This window comes from Luteimonas salinilitoris (genome assembly GCF_041300785.1).
GTDB classification, from domain to species: domain Bacteria; phylum Pseudomonadota; class Gammaproteobacteria; order Xanthomonadales; family Xanthomonadaceae; genus Luteimonas; species Luteimonas salinilitoris.
Genome location: NZ_JBFWIB010000012.1, coordinates 99,772 through 118,078 on the forward strand (window position 1 = coordinate 99,772; position 18,307 = coordinate 118,078).

Annotated in this window: 16 protein-coding genes; 13 read left to right on the forward strand and 3 right to left on the reverse strand. The window is 68.4% G+C overall.

From position 1 onward, the window contains the following. Positions 1-3: 3 nt before the first annotated feature. Entirely contained in the window at positions 4-1,371 is a 1,368-nt protein-coding gene (locus AB5T46_RS16175; protein WP_370565095.1) for a transglutaminase-like domain-containing protein, read from the reverse strand. A gap of 306 nt (positions 1,372-1,677) precedes the next feature. Between AB5T46_RS16175 and AB5T46_RS16180 the strand changes: the two genes are divergently transcribed. The 5 genes from AB5T46_RS16180 (at position 1,678) to arsC (ending at position 7,013) form a co-directional block, all read left to right on the forward strand. Then, a complete protein-coding gene (locus AB5T46_RS16180) occupies positions 1,678-3,087 on the forward strand; it encodes a C40 family peptidase (protein WP_370565076.1) in 1,410 nt (469 codons plus the stop codon). A 28-nt stretch (positions 3,088-3,115) separates the two neighbouring features. Further along, positions 3,116-4,213 (forward strand): dipeptide epimerase, encoded by a 1,098-nt coding sequence (locus tag AB5T46_RS16185; RefSeq protein WP_370565077.1) that lies wholly within the window; start codon positions 3,116-3,118, stop codon positions 4,211-4,213. A 15-nt stretch (positions 4,214-4,228) separates the two neighbouring features. Next, entirely contained in the window at positions 4,229-5,080 is an 852-nt protein-coding gene (locus AB5T46_RS16190; RefSeq protein ID WP_370565078.1) for a MurR/RpiR family transcriptional regulator, read from the forward strand. Positions 5,081-5,388: 308 nt separating this feature from the next. Continuing rightward, a complete protein-coding gene (locus tag AB5T46_RS16195) occupies positions 5,389-6,663 on the forward strand; it encodes a dicarboxylate/amino acid:cation symporter (RefSeq protein ID WP_370565097.1) in 1,275 nt (424 codons plus the stop codon). After that, positions 6,660-7,013 carry an arsenate reductase (glutaredoxin) gene (arsC, locus tag AB5T46_RS16200; RefSeq protein ID WP_370565079.1) on the forward strand — a complete coding sequence of 118 codons (354 nt, stop codon included), beginning with the start codon at positions 6,660-6,662 and terminating at the stop codon, positions 7,011-7,013. The genes AB5T46_RS16195 and arsC overlap by 4 nt, the downstream gene beginning before the upstream one ends. A 174-nt stretch (positions 7,014-7,187) precedes the next feature. Here the strand turns inward: arsC and AB5T46_RS16205 are convergent, their stop codons facing one another. Next, positions 7,188-8,810: an FMN-binding glutamate synthase family protein gene (locus tag AB5T46_RS16205; RefSeq protein WP_370565080.1), complete on the reverse strand. Its 1,623-nt coding sequence runs from the start codon at positions 8,808-8,810 to the stop codon at positions 7,188-7,190. A 36-nt stretch (positions 8,811-8,846) separates the two neighbouring features. Continuing rightward, the gene (locus AB5T46_RS16210; RefSeq protein ID WP_370565081.1) at positions 8,847-10,124 is read right to left on the reverse strand and encodes a nucleotide sugar dehydrogenase; all 1,278 of its coding nucleotides are present in this window, start codon (positions 10,122-10,124) and stop codon (positions 8,847-8,849) included. 253 nt (positions 10,125-10,377) lie between these two features. On the opposite strand from AB5T46_RS16210, the gene AB5T46_RS16215 reads away from it, so the two are divergent. From AB5T46_RS16215 to AB5T46_RS16250, 8 genes are all read left to right on the forward strand, one after another. Further along, entirely contained in the window at positions 10,378-11,142 is a 765-nt protein-coding gene (locus AB5T46_RS16215; protein WP_370565098.1) for an endonuclease/exonuclease/phosphatase family protein, read from the forward strand. A 4-nt stretch (positions 11,143-11,146) separates the two neighbouring features. Then, positions 11,147-12,355, forward strand: a complete 1,209-nt coding sequence (clsB, locus tag AB5T46_RS16220; protein ID WP_370565082.1) for a cardiolipin synthase ClsB — start codon at positions 11,147-11,149, stop codon at positions 12,353-12,355. Then, positions 12,352-13,317 (forward strand): lysylphosphatidylglycerol synthase domain-containing protein, encoded by a 966-nt coding sequence (locus AB5T46_RS16225; protein WP_370565083.1) that lies wholly within the window; start codon positions 12,352-12,354, stop codon positions 13,315-13,317. Before clsB ends, AB5T46_RS16225 begins: the two co-directional genes overlap by 4 nt. A gap of 310 nt (positions 13,318-13,627) precedes the next feature. After that, a complete protein-coding gene (locus AB5T46_RS16230; RefSeq protein WP_370565085.1) occupies positions 13,628-14,425 on the forward strand; it encodes an SDR family NAD(P)-dependent oxidoreductase in 798 nt (265 codons plus the stop codon). Continuing rightward, positions 14,406-16,013, forward strand: coding sequence for an alpha,alpha-trehalase TreF (gene treF / locus AB5T46_RS16235; RefSeq protein WP_370565086.1), 1,608 nt, complete (start codon positions 14,406-14,408; stop codon positions 16,011-16,013). The genes AB5T46_RS16230 and treF overlap by 20 nt, the downstream gene beginning before the upstream one ends. Positions 16,014-16,263: 250 nt before the next feature. Next, positions 16,264-17,607: a tyrosine-type recombinase/integrase gene (locus AB5T46_RS16240; RefSeq protein ID WP_370565087.1), complete on the forward strand. Its 1,344-nt coding sequence runs from the start codon at positions 16,264-16,266 to the stop codon at positions 17,605-17,607. Positions 17,608-17,769: 162 nt separating this feature from the next. Continuing rightward, positions 17,770-17,979 carry a type II toxin-antitoxin system RelE/ParE family toxin gene (locus AB5T46_RS16245; RefSeq protein WP_370565088.1) on the forward strand — a complete coding sequence of 70 codons (210 nt, stop codon included), beginning with the start codon at positions 17,770-17,772 and terminating at the stop codon, positions 17,977-17,979. Further along, on the forward strand, positions 17,942-18,295 hold the full coding sequence (locus AB5T46_RS16250) for an addiction module antidote protein (protein WP_370565089.1): 354 nt from the start codon (positions 17,942-17,944) through the stop codon (positions 18,293-18,295). The genes AB5T46_RS16245 and AB5T46_RS16250 overlap by 38 nt, the downstream gene beginning before the upstream one ends. The last annotated feature ends 12 nt before the right edge of the window (positions 18,296-18,307 follow it).

Sequence of the window (18,307 nt, forward strand, 5' to 3'; positions counted from 1 at the left end):
TGGTCAGGTGCGCTCGTCCGTGGCGGGTGGCAGGACCTGCCACTCGAAGTCGTAGTCCCATTGGTCGAAATACAGGTTGCCGCCGTCCCACTCGGCCTCGCCGCGTTGCGAGTCCACGGTCTCCGAGCGGAAATGGCGCTTGGGCGGGACGAAGGGCTGCGACCAGTCGTCGTTGAAGGCGATGCGGGAGGCGTCGAGGCCGCCGAGATAGAACCAGCGCAGCGCCGGATCGTCGGACTCGAGCTGGCCGGTGGTGACGTCCATCGGCACCCAGCCGTACGGGGCCAGGTACAGCCAGCCCCAGTCGTGCATGTTGTCGTAGCCGACGTCGTCGTCGGAGAAGGTCCAGCCGGATTGCCAGCGCGCCGGGATGCCGTTCATGCGCAGCAGGGTGACCAGCAGCAGGGTGACCTGCCCGCAGTCGGCGTGGTCGGCGTGCAGGGCGTGGTCGCCGATGTTGCTGAGGGTCGAGTATTCGCGCGCGCCGCCCCAGGGAATCTCGTCGACCGCGGCGAACAGCTTCTGTGCGATGCGGTAGGGGTTGGTCTCGTCGCCGACCACCTTGCGCGAGTAGGCGCGCATCGCGTCGGTGAAGACGACGTGCGGCGGGCGCTCGGCCACGTACGGCGCCAGCGACGCGTCGATTTCAGCCGCGACCACCCGGTCCGGATCGATGTCGAAATGGCGGGCATGGATGGTCAGCTCGTAGCTGGCCGAGAACCGGGTCGGCTCGCCGGCCACGGCGGGCCGTTCCAGGTAGGCGGTGCGCTGCGGTGCGCTCTCCGGCGCGATCCGCGCGCCGGTGGGCACGCTGTCGACCAGGCGGATGTCCTCCTGCTGGCCCGGGATCGCCCGCGGATACGGGATCCACGCGCGCACCGTCTCGCCGGCCGGCACCGCGTCGGCATCGACGGTCAGCGACTGGGTGATGCGCACGCGCCGCGGCGCCACGCTGGTCGCGCCGCTGTCCTTCGCCGCGGCCAGCACTTCCTCGTGGTGCGGATGGAGCACCTCGTACGGGCCCTGGCTGAAGGGGCGCACCGGCGGCGCGCGCCGTGCGGCGGCTTCGGGCACGAGGCGGAACAGGTTGAAGACGGCGCGGTTGAAGTAGCGCTTCTCGCCGTCGATCTCGATGCGCTCGATCAGCCCTTCGCGATCCCAGGCGGCGAACTCGGCGTTGCTGACGTCCGGCGCCTGCTTGCGCACCGCGGCCTTGGCGGCGGCTTCGTCGAGCGGGAAATCGAGGCGGATGCGGCGCATGCGTTCGCGCTGGAACTCGAGTGCGCGGCGCAGGTCTGCGTCGTCCTCCGCCATCGCCAGCAATTCGGCGATGCGCGCCTCGGCCGCGGTGAAGCGGCCCTCGTCGACCATTGCCACGATCTCCAGAGGCGCGGCCGGCGGCAGTCCTTCGGCACTGGCCGGCCACGTAAGCAACGCGAGCAGGCCGAACACGCAGGCGCGGGCGAACCCTTGCGCTGCCGCGCCGGTCCGACTGGTGAGTCCGTTTTGGTCCGTCACGCCCCGCACGTCCGCCCCCTTGCTGGTGTGGCCTACGTCACGGCTATGTAACATTGCCGCAGGGGCCAGTCAATAATTTATTCTTCCGAAGTTGATTTTAAGAAAAATGTATTCCATAACTGTCGCCGGGTCGCCTGGCGGCCCATGCAAGGGGAAGCCATGAAGCCCTCGAAGCTGTTCACATTGCTGGTGGCAACGGCCCTGGCGGCCTGCGCCGGGCCTGCGCCGGCCCGGGAGGCGCCATCCGCGCTGCCGGTGCCCGCCCATGGCGTAGTGGCCGTCGAGGCGCGCTATCTCGACCCGGCCCACTGGATCGGCCGGCTCGGCGCGGCCGCCGACAGGCCCTATCTGGATGAAGCTGCCATCGCCCGCCAGAACGCGGCGCTGGTGGCGGACGACGACTCGGTGCGCGATGTCACCGCCCTGCCGGCCACGCTCGAGCGGGCCGAGGTCGCCGGCTGGATCCGCGCGCTGTCGTCGCGCCCCGAAGGCGAGCGCTACGACGCCGCCGGCACGGTGCTGCCCGCCTCGTTCTTCGACGCGCTGGAGTCCAATCTCGCGCTCGACGCCGTCCCAGCCTCGCAGGCGACCCGCTACGGCCTGGTGGTCCGCCGTGCCGACCTGCGCACCTTCCCCGATGCCACCCGCATCTTCAGCCGCCCGGGCGATACCGATATCGACCGCTTCCAGGAGAGCGCGCTGTTTCCCGGCACGCCCGTGGTGGTCGCGCATGAGAGCGACGACGGCCGTTGGCTGTTCGTCGCCAGCGACCGCTACTCGGCCTGGATCGATCGCGATGCCGTCGCGATCGGCGAGCGCGATACGGTGCTCGGCTACGCGCGCAAGTCGCCGTCGCTGGTCGTCACCGGCGCCACCGCGCGCACCGTCTACAACCCGGAGCAGCCGCAGGTCTCGGAACTGCAGCTCGACATGGGCGTTCGCGTGCCGCTGCTGGCGGACTGGCCGGCGGATCGCGCGGTGCACGGCCAGCATCCGTACTTCGGCCACGTGATCGAGCTGCCGCTGCGGCAGGACGACGGTACGCTGGCGCTGGTGCCCACGCTGCTGCCGCGCACCGCGGACGTGTCGCCGCAGCCGTTGCCGCTCACACCGGCCAACATCATCGGCCAGGCGTTCAAGTTCCTCGGCGAGCGCTACGGCTGGGGGCATTCGTACAACGCCCGCGACTGCAGCGGCTTCGTCTCCGAGGTCTACCGCAGCATGGACGTGCGGGTGCCGCGCAACACACGCGACCAGAGCGTGAGCCCGGCGCTGGACAAGACGCTGTTCGACGAATCCGACAGCCACGTCGCGCTCATGGCCGAGGTGGCGAAGCTCGAGGTCGGCGACCTGGTCTACATCCCCGGCCACGTGATGATGGTGATCGGGCGCGAGAACGGCACCACCTACGTCATCCACGACACCACCGGCATCAGCTACCTGGGCGCCGGCGGCGACCTGGTGCGGATGCCGCTCAACGGCGTGGTGGTGACGCCGCTGGAGCCGCTGATGTCCGGCCAGGACCAGCCCACCATCGACCGCATCACCAGCATCGTCCGCATCCGCTGACCGACGCCTCCCGGGGAACACGAGCCGAATGAAAATCACCCAGATCCGCCTGGACAAGCTCCGGGTCCCGCTGAAGACTCCGTTCAAGACCGCCCTGCGCACCGTCACCGCGGTGGAGGACATCATCGTCAGCGTGCATACCGACAGCGGCCATATCGGCTACGGCGAGGCGGCGGCCACCGCGGTGATCACCGGCGACACCCACGGCTCGATCATCGAGGCGATCGACAAGCTGATCGCGCCGCGCCTGGTCGGCATGGAGATCGCCGACCTCAACCGCATCCTGCAGCTGATCCACGGCGCCGCGGAGCGCAACACCAGCGCCAAGGCCGCGGTCGAGATCGCCGTGTACGACCTCTGGGGGCAGCTCTACGACGCCCCGCTCTACCGCATGCTCGGCGGCGGCGATCCGGTCATCACCACCGACATCACCATCAGCATGGACTACATCGACAAGATGGTGGCCGATTCGCTGGCCGCGGTCGATCGCGGTTTCGAGTCGCTGAAGATCAAGGTCGGCCGGGAGATCGGCGTCGACCTGGAACGGGTGAAGGCGATCTACACCGCGGTCGAGGGCCGCGCCCTGCTGCGCCTGGACGCGAACCAGGGTTGGAATGCCAAGCAGGCGGTCTACGCGATCCGCACGCTGGAGGACGCCGGCGTGCAGCTGGAGCTGGTCGAGCAACCGGTCAAGGCGCGCGACCTGGCGGGGCTGAAGTACGTCACCGAGCGCGTGCACACGCCGATCATGGCCGACGAGAGCGTGTTCGGCCCGGCCGAGGTGATCGACCTGCTGCGTATGCACGCGGCGGACATCATCAACATCAAGCTGATGAAGACCGGGGGGATCTCCAACGCCATCCGCATCGCCGACATCGCCGCGCTTTACGGCGTGGAGTGCATGATCGGCTGCATGATCGAATCCAGCATCAGCGTCGCCGCGGCGGTACACGTGGCCGTGGCCAAGGCCGACACGATCCGCAAGATCGACCTCGACGGGCCCTCGCTGTGCGACTTCAACCCGGTCGAGGGCGGCGTGGTCTTCAACGAATCCGAGATCTCGATCGGCGACGCGCCGGGCCTGGGCATCCGCGCCATCCGCGGTCTCGAACCGCTGGCCGCGTGACCGGGAGACGGGCCGATGTCGGCACTGCTCAAGATCCGCTCGCAACGTGACCAGATGTCCGCGATCGAGCGGCGCATCGGCGATTTCATCCTCGACAACGCCCACCTGCTGCGCGACTACTCCTCGCAGCAGCTGGCCAACGCGCTCGAGATCAGCCAGTCGAGCGTGGTCAAGTTCAGCCAGAAGCTGGGCTACAAGGGCTATCCGGACCTCAAGTACGCGATCGGCGAGGACATCGCGCGCGGCGACGGCGGCAACCATGATCCGGCACACGAGTCGGACGGCAACGGCGATCGCCACGCCGCCCTCGCCGAGGCGCTGTGGCAGGCGAAGGCCAATGCCGAGCAGGAGACCCGTCTGCTCAACCCGCCGGACAGCCTCGATGCGATCGCCGAGACGATCCGCAGCGCGCGCACGGTGTTCGTGATCGGGCTCGGCCAGGACAGCATCGCGGCTCGCGGGTTCACCCTGCGGCTGTCGCAGGTCGGGATTCTCGCGGTCTACCACTTCGACCCGGCGCTGATGCCAACCAGCCTGGCCAACGCCAACCACGAGGACGTGCTGATGGTGTTCTCCGAACACGGCAAGCGCGCGGCGCTGTGCGAACTCAGCCGCCTGTTCCGCCACCGCGTCGGCAAGGTCGTCAGCATCACCCGCCACAGCGCCAATCCGCTGCGCGCCCAGGCCGACCTGGCGCTGCTGGTCTCGGCGCACGACGAGCGCTCGCACATCGAGCAGCTGCTGTACCACTCGGCGTTGCAGCATCTGCTGGACATGGTCTTCGTGCTGCTGTGCGAACATGTCGGGGAACGGTTGCAACTGCTCGACCGCAACGCCGCGCGCATGCGCCAGTTGCTGGAAACCTGATCGACGCCGCGCCGGAGTGCCTTCGGCGCATAAGGGGAAACGACATGACCCGATGCAACCCGGTTCATCCGCGTAGGAGCGCGCCATGCGCGCGATGCCGCGGGCATTTCGCCGCCCGCAAATTCCGACCACCGGCGCGCCTGCCGGTCCGGAATCGCGGCATCCACCGGATCCTGCCGACACCCGCGGCATCGCGCGCATGGCGCGCTCCTACGGGGGGCCGCACCCGCGTGCACCATGGCAAGCTCCCCCTTCACTCCTGACCGATGCCGCCGATGACCGACGCCACCGCCAAAAAGCCTTTTCGCCTGTCCACGCCGGCACGGGTCCTGATCGCGCTGATCGCCGGCGCGGTCGTCGGCCTCGTGCTGGCGGCATGGGATCCCGGCATCGCACAGCGTGTCGCCGACACGGTGCAGCCGGTCGGCCGCCTGTGGCTCAACGCACTGCAGATGACGGTGGTGCCGCTGGTGGCGGCACTGGTGGTGGTCGGCATCAACACCGCCAGCGATGCCGCGGCGTCCGGGCGCACCGCGCGCGTGGCGATGGCGGTGTTCGTGATCCTGCTGGCGGTCTGCGGCGCCTTCGCCGCCGTCGCCTCGCCGGCGTTCCTGGCGCTGATGCCGCGCGACGAATCGCTGGTGGTCGCGTTCCGCGCCGCGATCCAGGCACCCGAGGCGCTGCCCCAGGCGGCCGGCTTCGGCGACTGGCTGGTCGGCGTGATCCCCAGCAACGCCATCGCCGCCGCGGCCGCCAGCGCGATGCTGCCGCTGGTGGTGTTCGCGATGTTCTTCGGCTTCGCCCTCACCCGGCTGGAGCCCGAGCGCCGCGCGCGCATGCTGGAGCTGGTGCAGGCGATCGGCGACGCGATGATCGTGATCGTGCGCTGGGTGCTGTGGGCGGCGCCGCTGGGCGTGTTCGCGCTGGTGCTGGCGGTGTGCGCCCGGGTCGGGCTGCACATGCTCAGTGCACTGGGGTACTACATCGTCCTGCAGTGCACGCTGTACATCGCGATCACGCTGCTGATGTACCTGGTGGCGGTGCTGTTCGCCGGCGAGCGGATCCGGCGCTTCGCCGCGGCGCTGATCCCGGTGCAGGCGATCGCGGCCAGCACGCAGTCCTCGCTGGCCTCGCTGCCGGTGATGATCGACAGCGCGCGCACGCGGCTCGGCTACCCGCTCTCGGTGACCTCGCTGGTGCTGCCGATGGCGGTGTCGCTGTTCCGCATCGCCAGCCCGGTGCAGTACCTGAGCGTGGTGGTGTTCATCGCCTGGATGTACGGCATCGACCTGAGCGCTGCGCAGCTGGCAGCGGCGGTGGCGCTGAGCATCGTCATCAGCATGGGCTCGGTGGGCCTGCCCGGGCAGGTCAGCTTCATGACCACCAACATGCCGGTCACGCAAGCGATGGGACTGCCGGTGGAACCGCTCGGCGTGCTGCTGGCGATCGACACCATCCCCGATGCGTTCGCGACCGTCGCCAACACCAGCGCCGACGTGACCGCCACCGGCGTGGTGGCCAAGCGCACCGGCGCCACGGACGAGCCTGGCCCGGCCGAAGCCGACCCGACGGAAGCGTCGTGAGCGCAGGCGTGCTCTATCACAACCCGCGCTGCTCCAAGTCGCGCGGGGCGCTGCAGCTGCTGCAGGCGCGCGGCGTCGAGCCGCGCATCGTGCCCTATCTCGAGCAGCCGCCGAACGCCGACGAACTGAGCGACCTGCTGCGCAAGCTCGGCATCGCGCCGCGCGCGCTGCTGCGCACCGGCGAGACCGTCTATACCGAACTCGGCCTCGCCGCTCCCGCGCTGGACGATGCGGCGATCATCGCGGCGATGGCGGCGCATCCGCGCCTGATCGAGCGCCCGATCTTCGTCCGCGGCGACCGCGCCGTGATCGGCCGTCCGCCGGAGCGCGTGCTGGAACTGCTCGACTGAGCCCGGAACGCCCGCGGGTGCGCGATACGCATGGAACCCCGGTTTGCATAGGAGCGCGCCATGCGCGCGATGCCGGCATCGTCGGCCCTGTCGGTGCGGCTTCGGCAACCGCAGCCTGTCCGAAGCCGCGATCGCGTCTTCATGCGACGCGGGCATCGCGCGCACGGCGCGCTCCTACAAGGACTTGCTGTCGCGGAGGCGGCGGATTCGCTCGGGCGGGTCGAAGGAGTCGCTGCGGGCGTCGTGCCAGAAGGACCGGAACACCGCGTGCTCCGGCGCGCCGTGGATCAACTCGCCCGGCTCCAGGAAGCGGTACAGCGCCGCCAGCGAGCGCACCTCGATCGCCGACACCCTCCGCAGGATGTGCTCGGGGCCCAGCTGCTGCGGATGGACCAGTCCCGCGGCGCCGATCAGGTCGGCCAGCGCCTTGAGCGTGTTGTCGTGGAAACGACGCACGCGCAGGGCCTTGTCGGGCACGTCGAGCGCCCTCCAGCGCCTGGGGTCCTGCGTCGCCACGCCGGTCGGACAGCGGTCGTTGTGGCAGCTCTGCGCCTGGATGCAGCCCACCGCGAACATGAAGCCGCGCCCGGCATTGCACCAGTCGGCGCCCATCGCCATGGTGCGGGCGATGTCGAACGCGCTGATGATGCGCCCGGCCGCGCCGAGCCTGATCCGCTCGCGCAGGCCGAGACCCACCAGGGTGTTGTGCACCAGCATCAGCGCCTCGTGCATCGGCAGGCCGACGTGGTCGATGAATTCGGCCGGCGCCGCGCCGGTGCCGCCCTCGGCGCCGTCGACCACGATGAAGTCCGGCAGCGGCCCGCTCTCGTACATCGCCTTGGCGATGCCGAACCACTCCCACGGGTGGCCGATCGCCAGCTTGAAGCCGACCGGCTTGCCGCCCGACAGTTCGCGCAGCCGCTGCAGGAAATCGAGCAGGCCCCGCGGCGTCGAGAATGCCGAGTGCCGCGACGGCGACACGCAATCCAGCCCCACCGGCACGCCGCGCGCGGCGGCGATCTCGGCGGTGACCTTGGCGCCCGGCAACAGCCCGCCCTTGCCGGGCTTGGCGCCCTGCGAGAGCTTGAGCTCGATCATCTTCACCTGCGGGTCGGTCGCATTGGCGACGAAGCGCTCCTCGCTGAAGCGGCCCTCCGCGTCGCGACAGCCGAAGTAGGCGGAGCCGATCTCCCACACCAGGTCCCCGCCGTGCTCGCGGTGATAGCGCGAGATCGAGCCCTCGCCGGTATCGTGGTGGAATCCGCCGGCCTTGGCGCCCGCGTTGAGCGCGCGGATCGCGTTGGGCGAGAGCGCGCCGAAGCTCATCGCCGAGATGTTGAACACGCTCGCCGAGTACGGCTGCGCGCTCTCGCTGCCGACGACGATGCGGAAATCATGCGATGCGATTTCCACCGGCGCAATCGAATGGTTGAGCCACTCGTAGTCGGCCGCGTACACGCCCTGTTGGCTGCCGAACGGGCGCACGTCGCTGACCGACTTGGCGCGCTGGTACACCAGCGCGCGCTGCTGGCGCGAGAACGGCACCTCGGCGGTGTCGCCCTCGATGAAGTACTGGCGCATCTCCGGGCCGATGGACTCGAGCCCGTAGCGGAAGTGCGCCAGCAACGGATAGTTGCGCCGCAGCGTGCTGCGCCGCTGCAACAGGTCCCAGGTGCCGAGCGCCGCCAGCACAGCGAACACCGCCGCGGCCCAGCCCCAGCCCGGCCAGCGCGTCGCCAGCAGCAGGCTGAGCAGCAGCAGTGCGATGCTGCTCCCGTAGGCAGCATAGCGACTCATCGTGGACCCGGCGTCGATGGCACCATGCGCCCGAGTCTACAGGCGCCCGGCCACGGCTTCGCGCGGCCATGCCGACTTGACGTCGTAGATCACCGCGCCGGGCTTGCCCAGGGCGCGGATCGCATCGACGGACATGTCGCGGAACCCGGCGTGCGCCACCGCCAGCACCACCGCGTCGTAGGTGCCGGCCTCCGGCACCGCCAGCGGTCGCAGGCCGCACACGCGCTGCGCCTCGTCGGGATCGGCCCAGGGGTCGTGCACGTCGACCTGCGCACCGGCGGTCTGCAATCCCTCCACCACGTCCAGCACGCGGCTGTTGCGCAGGTCCGGGCAGTTCTCCTTGAACGTGAGCCCCAGCACCAGCACGCGGGCGCCGGCGACCGGCACGCCGCGCTCGCCGAGCAGTCTCGCCACGCGCAGCGCCACGTGCGCACCGACCCGGTTGTTGATCGCACGCGCGGCGAGGATCAGTTCCGGGTGGTAGCCGACCGACTCCGACTTGTGGGTGAGATAGTAGGGATCGACGCCGATGCAATGGCCGCCGACCAGGCCGGGACGGAACGGCAGGAAGTTCCACTTGGTGCCGGCCGCCTCGAGCACGTCGAGGGTGTCGATGCCGAGCCGGTCGAACATCATCGCCAGCTCGTTGATCAGGCCGATGTTGACGTCGCGCTGGATGTTCTCGACCACCTTTGCGGCTTCGGCCACGCGGATCGACGGCGCGCGGTGGGTACCGGCGGCGATGATCCCGGCGTACAGCGCGTCGACCGCGTCCGCCGCCTCCGGCGTGGAGCCGGACGTGACCTTGGGGATGTCGGCCAATCGCCGGTTGCGGTCGCCGGGATTGACGCGCTCGGGACTGTAGCCGCAGAAGAAGTCGACGTTGAACTTCAATCCCGAGCCGCGCTCGAGGATCGGCACGCAGATCTCCTCGGTGGTGCCCGGATACACGGTCGACTCGAAGATCACCAGGTCGCCGCGCGACACCAGCCCCGCCAGCAGTTCGCTCGCCTGCTGCAGCGGCCGCAGGTCCGGGCGCTGCAGCGCGTCGATCGGCGTCGGCACGGTGACGACATGGACGTTGCGGTCGCGCAGGTCCTCCGGATCGGCGCTGTAGCGCAACCGCGTCGGTGCCGCCAGTTCCCCGGCGTCGAGCTCACGGGTGCGGTCGTGGCCGTCGCGCAGTTCGGCCACGCGCCGGGCATCAATATCGAAACCGATCGTGTCGTGCCTGCCGCCGAAGGCCACTGCCAGCGGCAGGCCCACGTAGCCGAGGCCGATGATGCCGATTCGCGCGTTGTTGGGATCGAGCATGCAGGCCCCCGGTTCGTACCGCGTGCGTCGTGCCGCGCGGTCGGAACGATCGGCAGCCGGAGCCCGGCATTCGACAACCTCCGGTGGCCGAAGTCAAACCCGGCGGTCGCCGGCGACAGGCGCGTGCGCATGTCCACGCATGCAGCCGGCTGCCGGGGTGGCGGATTTCACGTCGGGTTCTGCGGACAGCCCATAAGGTCGGCGCTGCTACCGCGTCGCCCGCGGTCCCCAAGTGACGCGCACCGCCATCGACATGCCCGATCTCGACCTCAACCTGCTCACCGCCAATATCCACATGGGGTTCAGCGCCGGCCGGCGCCGCTTCGTCCTGCCCGAACTGCGGCAGGCGATCCGCACCGTGTCCGCGGACATCGTCTTCCTGCAGGAGGTCCAGGGCGCCCACAGCGAGCACGCCGACAAGCACGAGGACTGGCCCGAGGTCCCGCACTACGAGTTCCTCGCCGACGAGCTCTGGCCGCAGTTCGCCTACGGGCGCAACAGCGTGTATCCGCACGGCCATCACGGCAACGCGCTGCTGTCCAAGTTCCCGATCCTCAGCCACGTCAACCGCGACGTGTCGATCGACGGCGCCGAAAGCCGCGGGCTGTTGCACTGCATGCTCGACCTACCCGGCTCCGGGGTCTCGATCCACGCGGTCTGCGCCCACCTGGGGCTGCGCGACTCCCATCGCCGCCGGCAGCTGGACCTGCTGTGCACCATGGTTTCGGCCGAGATCCCCGACGACGCCCCGCTGATCGTCGCCGGCGACTTCAACGACTGGCGCCGCCGTGGCCATCCCCTGCTCGAGCGCTACGGCCTGCGCGAGGCGCACCTGGAAACCCATGGCCGGCTCGCACGCACGTTCCCCGCGCGCTGGCCGCTGCTGCCGTTGGACCGGATCTACGTGCGCAACGTGCGCGTGCACGAGGCCGCGGTGCTGTCCACGCCGCCCTGGTCGCACCTGTCCGACCATGCCACGCTCGCCGCCAGCGTCTGCGTGGAAGCGCAAGGGAGCTGACGCCATGCGCATGACCGCGAACGGCCGGCTCTGGCGCCCGGGCAACCGCGTCGAACTCCTCGAGAACGGCGAGGCCTTCTTCCCGCGCGCCTTCGCGGCGATCGCGGAGGCCCGGCACGAGATCCTGCTCGAGACCTTCATCCTGTTCGAGGACAAGGTCGGCAACGAACTGCGCCAGCACGTCATCGACGCAAGCCGGCGCGGGGTGAAGGTCGAAATGACCGTCGACGGATATGGATCGTACGACCTGTCGGAAGACTTCCTGTCGGGGCTGACGGCGGCCGGCGTGAAGTTCCGGATATTCGATCCACACCGCACCCTGTTCGGCATGCGCCTGAACGTCTTCCGCCGGCTGCACAGGAAACTGCTGGTCGTCGACGGCGAACGCGCCTTCGTCGGCGGCATCAACTACGGATGCGATCATCTGGAGGACGCCGGCCCGCTCTCCAAGCAGGACTACGCGCTCGCGATCGAAGGTCCGGTGGTGGCCGATATCCGCGACTTCGTCTCCACGGCGATGCACGCCAACGACAACGGCCACTCGTGGAGCCAACCCGACGTCGAGCTCCCGGCGGCTATGCCGGGAGACGCCCGGGCGCTGTTCCTGGTGCGCGACAACGGCCGCAACTCCACCGCGATCGAGCACGAATACCGCGCGGCAATCCGTGCGGCGCGGCGCGAGATCGTCATCGCCAACGCGTACTTCTTTCCCGGCTATGGGTTCATGCGCGAGCTTCGCGATGCCGCCCGGCGAGGCGTACGGGTGGCGCTGATCACCCAGGGCGAGCCGGACATGCCGTTCGCGCAGCTGGCCGCGCGCATGCTGTATCCCGACCTGGTCGCCGCCGGCGTCGCCATCTACGAATATTGCCGGCGACCGTTCCACGGCAAGGTCGCACTGGTCGACGACGACTGGAGCACCGTCGGCTCCAGCAACCTCGACCCGCTGAGCCTGTCGTTCAACTTGGAGGCGAACGTCTTCGTCCGCGACCGGGCGTTCAACCAACGGCTGCGCCAGAGCCTGGACGGATTGCGGCAGCGCGACTGCCGTCGGATCGAAGCACGGGCGCTGCCCAGGCGCAGCTTCTGGCGCACGTTGGTCGCGCCGGTCTTCTACCACGCGCAACGGCGGTTTCCGACGTGGGCCGGCCTGCTGCCGGCGCACACCCCCAAGGTCGTGCTGGTCGCGAACGACGAGAAGCAAGACTCGTGAACCGCACCGATACGAAGCCGCGCGGAGCACTCCGCCGCCGCCTGGCCAAGGCCTTCCCGTTCGTGCTGCTCGCAATCGTCGCGGTGGCGCTGTTCCGGTATGCCGGTTCGGTCGACTGGCCGAGCGTGGGCGAGGCGCTGAAGGGCTATCCGGCCACGAGGCTGTGGTCGGCCGCGGGGTTGGCCGTCGCGAGCTACCTGCTGTATTGCGGCTACGATCTCGCGGCGCGCCGCTATGCCGGGCACGCACTGTCCACGCCGCGCGTGCTGACGGCGGCGTTCGTCAGCTATGCGCTCAACCTCAACCTCGGCGCGCTCATCGGCGGCGTCGGCTTCCGCTTCCGCATGTACCTGCGCGCCGGGATCGGCGCCGGCGTCATCGCCCGCATCGTCGCCTTCAGCATCGTCGCCAACTGGCTCGGGTACACCGCTCTTGCGGGATTGCTGCTGGTGCTGGCTCCGGAGCCGCTGGCCGGCGCCGCGGGCCTGCGCGCTTCGTACCTGACCGCCGGGGGAGTCGCGGCACTGGTGTTGGTGGCGACCTATCTCCTGGCGTGCGCGGGGCTGCGCGGGCGGGTCCTGCGCATCCGCGGGCACGAGTACCGGCTGCCATCGCCTGCGCTGGCGCTGCTGCAGCTGGCGCTGTCGTCGCTCAACTGGCTGACGATCGCCACGATCCTGTTCATGCTGCTCGGCCGCGAAGTGGCGTACCCCGTGGTGCTGGGGGCGTTGCTGGCGGGCGCGGTGTTCGCCGCACTCGTCCACATTCCCGCCGGCCTGGGCGCGCTGGAAGCGGCGTTCTTCGCCCTGCTCGGCAACCACGCGGAGCAATCGCAGCTGATCGCGGCGCTGCTGGTCTACCGTGCGATCTACTACATCGCGCCGCTGCTGCTGGCGATCCTGGTCTATCTCGGCCTCGAAGCCCGCGGCATGGAGCGGCACGGCCATCGGGACAGCACCTGACGCGCGCGGGCGATTCACGGGCGAGCAAGCGCCCGACGCCGACGCGCCGGGCCAGGCCGCGTTGACCGATGCTGTCACGCCCGCTGCGCTACCTTTCGCGTGCCGGAGGAAAAGCCAGCGGGCTGAGGTCCGAAGCGAACTCCGGTAGAAGGTCCAGTCGCCGGGCGTTTCATCCTCGGCACTGGGCCTTCTCATTGTCGGGAGCTCGCGGGACCTGCTGATTTCGCAGTCGCTCCCGAGCAGCTGCGACTGCTCGCATCGCGTTGACATGTCGTTCACTAGCATTGCGATTCCTACTGGGGAGCGCGCGATGCGGTTCCAAGACAAGGTGGCGCTGGTCACCGGCGCTGGGCAAGGGATCGGCCGCGGGATCGCGGTGCGCCTCGCGCTGGAAGGCGCGAAGGTGATCGTGGCCGACCTGCACGACGATGCCGATTCGCAACGCACGCTGGCGCTGATGCACGAAGCCGGCGGCGAGGGCTGCGTGCTCGCCGCCGACGTCGGCCGCGTCGACGCGGTGCGCGCGATGGTGGCCGAGGGCGCGCGCCGGATGGGCCGCATCGACATCCTGGTCAACAACGCCGGCGTCGAGCATCGGGCGACGTTCAGCGAAGTCACCGAGTCCGACTACGATCGCGTGCTGGACATCAACCTCAAGGGTGCGTTCTTCGCCGCGCAGGCCTTCGTGCGGCACCTGGGCGAGAGCGGCCGCGGCGGTCGCATCATCAACATCAGTTCGGTACATGAGGAGCTGCCGTTCCCCGATTTCGCCAGCTACAGCGCCAGCAAGGGAGGAATCAAGATGCTGATGCGCAATCTGGCGGTGGAACTGGCGCCGCTGGGCATCACCGTCAACAACGTGGCGCCCGGCGCGATTCGCACACCGATCAACGCGCCCCTGCTCGACGACCCGGAACTGCTGGAACCATTGCTGGCCAACATTCCGCTCAAGCGGCTCGGAACGCCGCGCGACGTCGCCGGCGCGGTGGCGTTCCTGGCCTCGGCCGATGCCGACTACATCACCGGCAGCACCATCTACGTCGATGGCGGGCTGCTGTGGGACTACACCGAAAAACGCGTCCGGACCAATGAGCGGAAAACGGACTGAGCCCCGCGACGTCGAGCGCAACGCCGCCAAGGTGGCGACGGTCGCGCAGCCGGACACCCTGACTCCCGCGGACCGGTACCAGGAACTGTTCGTCGCGGTGCAGTCCGGGCGGGTGTTCCCCGACAGCAAGATCTTCGTCGACTGCGCGCCGCTGCAGGACCCGGAAGACATCCTCGATGCCTACCGCGCGCGGAAATCGGCGCCCGGTTTCGACCTCGCCGCATTCGTGCACGCGCACTTCCGGCCCGAGCACCCGCCCACCGGCCGCTACGTATCCGATCCGGAGCGCACGCTGGCCGAGCACATCGATTATCTGTGGGGCGTGCTGACCCGTCAGCCGCGGGAGCATCCGGTGCGTTCCTCGCTGCTGCCGCTGCCCAATCCGTACGTGGTGCCGGGCGGGCGCTTCGGCGAGATGTACTACTGGGACTCCTACTTCGCCATGCTCGGCCTGGCCGGCAGCGGCCGGCTCGACCTGATGCGCTCGATGGCCGACAACTTCGCCTACCTGATCGACACCTACGGTCATGTGCCGAACGGCAACCGGAGCTATTACCTGAGCCGCTCGCAGCCGCCGGTGTTCGCGCTGATGACCGAACTGTTCGAAGCGCACGGCATCTGCCATGCGCTGCGCTACCTGCCGCGGTTGCGCAAGGAATATGCGTTCTGGATGGAGGGCGCCGACGAACTGCGCCGCAACGAGATGCACCGCCACTGCGTGCGCATGGACGACGGCGCACTGCTCAACCGCTACTGGGACGATCGCGACACCCCGCGCGAGGAGTCGTACCGAGAAGACGTCGGCACGGCCGCGCAAGGCCGGCGCCCGGTGCACGAGGTCTATCGCGAGCTGCGCGCCGGTGCCGCTTCGGGCTGGGACTTCAGCTCGCGCTGGTGCGACGACGACGGCGGGCTCGCCACCATCCGCACCACGTCGATCCTGCCGGTGGACCTGAACAGCTTCCTGCACAAGCTGGAAGCGCAGATCTCGCAGCTTGCGGCAGCCGGCGGCGACGACGCGTCGGCCTTCGAGTTCAGCCGGCGCGCCGATGCGCGCCGCCGGGCGATCGACCGTTGGATGTGGAGCGAGGCCGCCGGCGCCTATCTCGACTACGACTGCCGGCAGGGCCGCCAGCGCGAACGCCTGTTCGCGTCCACGGCCACGCCGCTGTTCGTGGGCATTGCCGGCCCGTCGCAGGCACGGCGCGTGGCCGAAGCCGTTCGTTCCCGATTGCTGGAGGACGGCGGCGTCGGTACCAGCGAACGCGCGAGCGGCGAGCAATGGGACCAGCCGAACGGCTGGGCGCCGCTGCAATGGATGACGATCTGCGGCCTGGCCGACTACGGCGAAGGCCTGCTGTCGCGCGAGATCCGCCGGCGCTGGCTGACCACCGTGTCCAGCCACTTCCGGCGCGAGCGCAAGCTCGTCGAGAAATACGCGCTGCAGCTGCCGCCGGAAGGCGCGCATGGCGGCGGCGGCGGCGAATATCCACTGCAGGACGGGTTCGGCTGGACCAACGGCGTGACGGGGCGGCTGCGGCACGACGGCGCCCATCCGGCGGTGGCCCGCCCGGGCACGGAATCATGAGTCGGTCGTGTTCCAGCTGGTGCCGGGGTCGGAATCGAACCGACATGGCCTTGCGGCCGAGGGATTTTAAGCGTGGAAAATATACCACCTGTTGCAGCTCGCTCAACTACGACAGAGCCCTCTGCAGCGGGTTTTCAACAGGTTTTCCGTTCGCTCAAAATACTTCCGCCTTTGATGTCGTTCTCCCCAGTTTCCAACCGCGTGGCACCTATGTGTCACCTGGAAACACAGACGTCGAACAACCGCCAAAATGCCCAAGGTCAAGCTCACCAAGTGCATCGTCGAGTCAGCCCGTCCCGGCATATCGGACGTGATCTTACGCGACTCTATCGTTCCTGGCTTCATGTGCAAAGTCACCCCGAAAGGGCGCAAGGTGTTCATGGTCCAGTACCGCACCAAGGCCGGCGAACGGCGGAAGCCATCGCTTGGCCTGTTCGGGGAATTGACCGTAGAACAGGGCCGTAAGCTCGCTCAGGATTGGCTCACCGAAGTCAGGCATGGTGAAGATCCTGGCGCCAGGAAGGCCAACGAGCGGAAGGCGCCGACCGTCAAGGACCTTTGCCAGAGATTTATTGAGGACTATTCCAAGGCACACAACAAGCCCAGCACCCGGCATTCGTATCAGCGGATCATAGACTGCCATGTCCTTCCATCATTCGGGAGGAGAAAGGCACATGAGATCACACGAAGCGACGTGATCGCGCTGATGAAGCGGCTGGAAAAATCGCCAAGCGGCGCCAACCATGTGCTGACCTGCCTGCGGAAGATGTTCAACATGGCCGAGCTTTGGGGCATTCGTCCCGATGGCTCCAATCCCTGCCGGCATGTACCGAAATTCCCGGAAAGAGGGAAGACGCGCCTCATCACCGACGAAGAGGTGGGAAAGCTGTTCGCGTATCTCGATCGAGCCGAGATCGAGGGACTGGAGAACCCCACGCTGACATTGGCCATCCGCTTGCAGTTCGAATTCGCTGCACGCATGTCCGAGATCCTACTGCTTCAATGGGATTGGATAGATTTCGGCCGTCGTCGCATCGTCTGGCCCGACAGCAAGACCGGTGACATATCCAAGCCCATCAGCGAGGAAGCGTACCGGCTGCTTTCGACTGCGCCGCGTCATGAAGGCAGCCCGTATGTCTGCCCTTCGCTGTTCAACAGGAAGCACCGCATGACGGGCAACGCCTACTACAGCGGCTGGCGCGACATCCTCAATCGCGCCGGGGTACCCCACGTCGGTACGCATGGCATCCGCCATCGCGCGGTGACGGACATCGCCAACTCGGGCATTCCGGTCAAGGTCGGCATGGCACTCACGGCGCACAAGACCGTGACCATGTTCATGCGGTATGTCCACACCGAAGACGATCCGGTACGAGCCGCGGCCGAACTGGTCGCCAACCGGCGGAAGACCGTGGTCGAGACCCGCAGGGCAGTCCAGGGCGGTCCTGCAATTCCGCCCCCTGCCCCGAGCACCTATCGGCCCCGTCAGCGCCGCAGCCGGAAAAGGCCCGCCCCCACGGCAGCCTCTGCCCCTACCCCGCCCGCACGGCCAACCAAGCCGGCCCCGGCAGTGCGTCTTCAGGGCGCGAGGTAGCCGATGGATTCTCCTTCCATAGCTGTAGCTTTTAAGCTACGATGACGCCCATCGAGGTCCGGGAGTACCAGACCGTCGACGGCCACTCTCCTTTCGGCGAATGGCTGGCTGGACTGCGCGACCGTCAAGCCCGAATCCGCATTCGTCGGTCGGCTCGACAGGATGCAGGCAGGGCTACGCGGCGACTGGAAGGCGGTTGGTACCGGCGTTTTCGAGCTGCGTATCGATCATGGTCCTGGCTATCGCGTCTATTGCGGCCAGGATGGCAACACGCTGGTGCTACTGCTTTGCGGCGGCGATAAGCGGACCCAAAAACGAGATATCGAGATCGCCCATGACTACTGGCAGGACTACAAAACCCGTACCGGCTAGCAAACCCTTCCGCGCCAGCGACTACCTGCATGACGAATCCGACATTGCCGCCTATCTGGAAACCGTTCTGGAAGATGGCGATGCACGCGTTGTGCCCGTCGCGCTGCGCACGGTGGCAGAAGCCATGGGCGGCATGACCTCGTTGGCTGAGCGCACCGGGCTGAGTCGGGAAACTCTCTATCGCACGCTTTCGGACAAGGGCAACCCGCGTCTGGACACCTTGACGACAATCCTGGGCGCCTTCGGACTTCGAATGGCGGTGGCGCCCGCGCGGCCCGATACGAAGCGCCGGCCGCGAGCGGCTGACGCTCCGTAGGTCGGCTTCCGG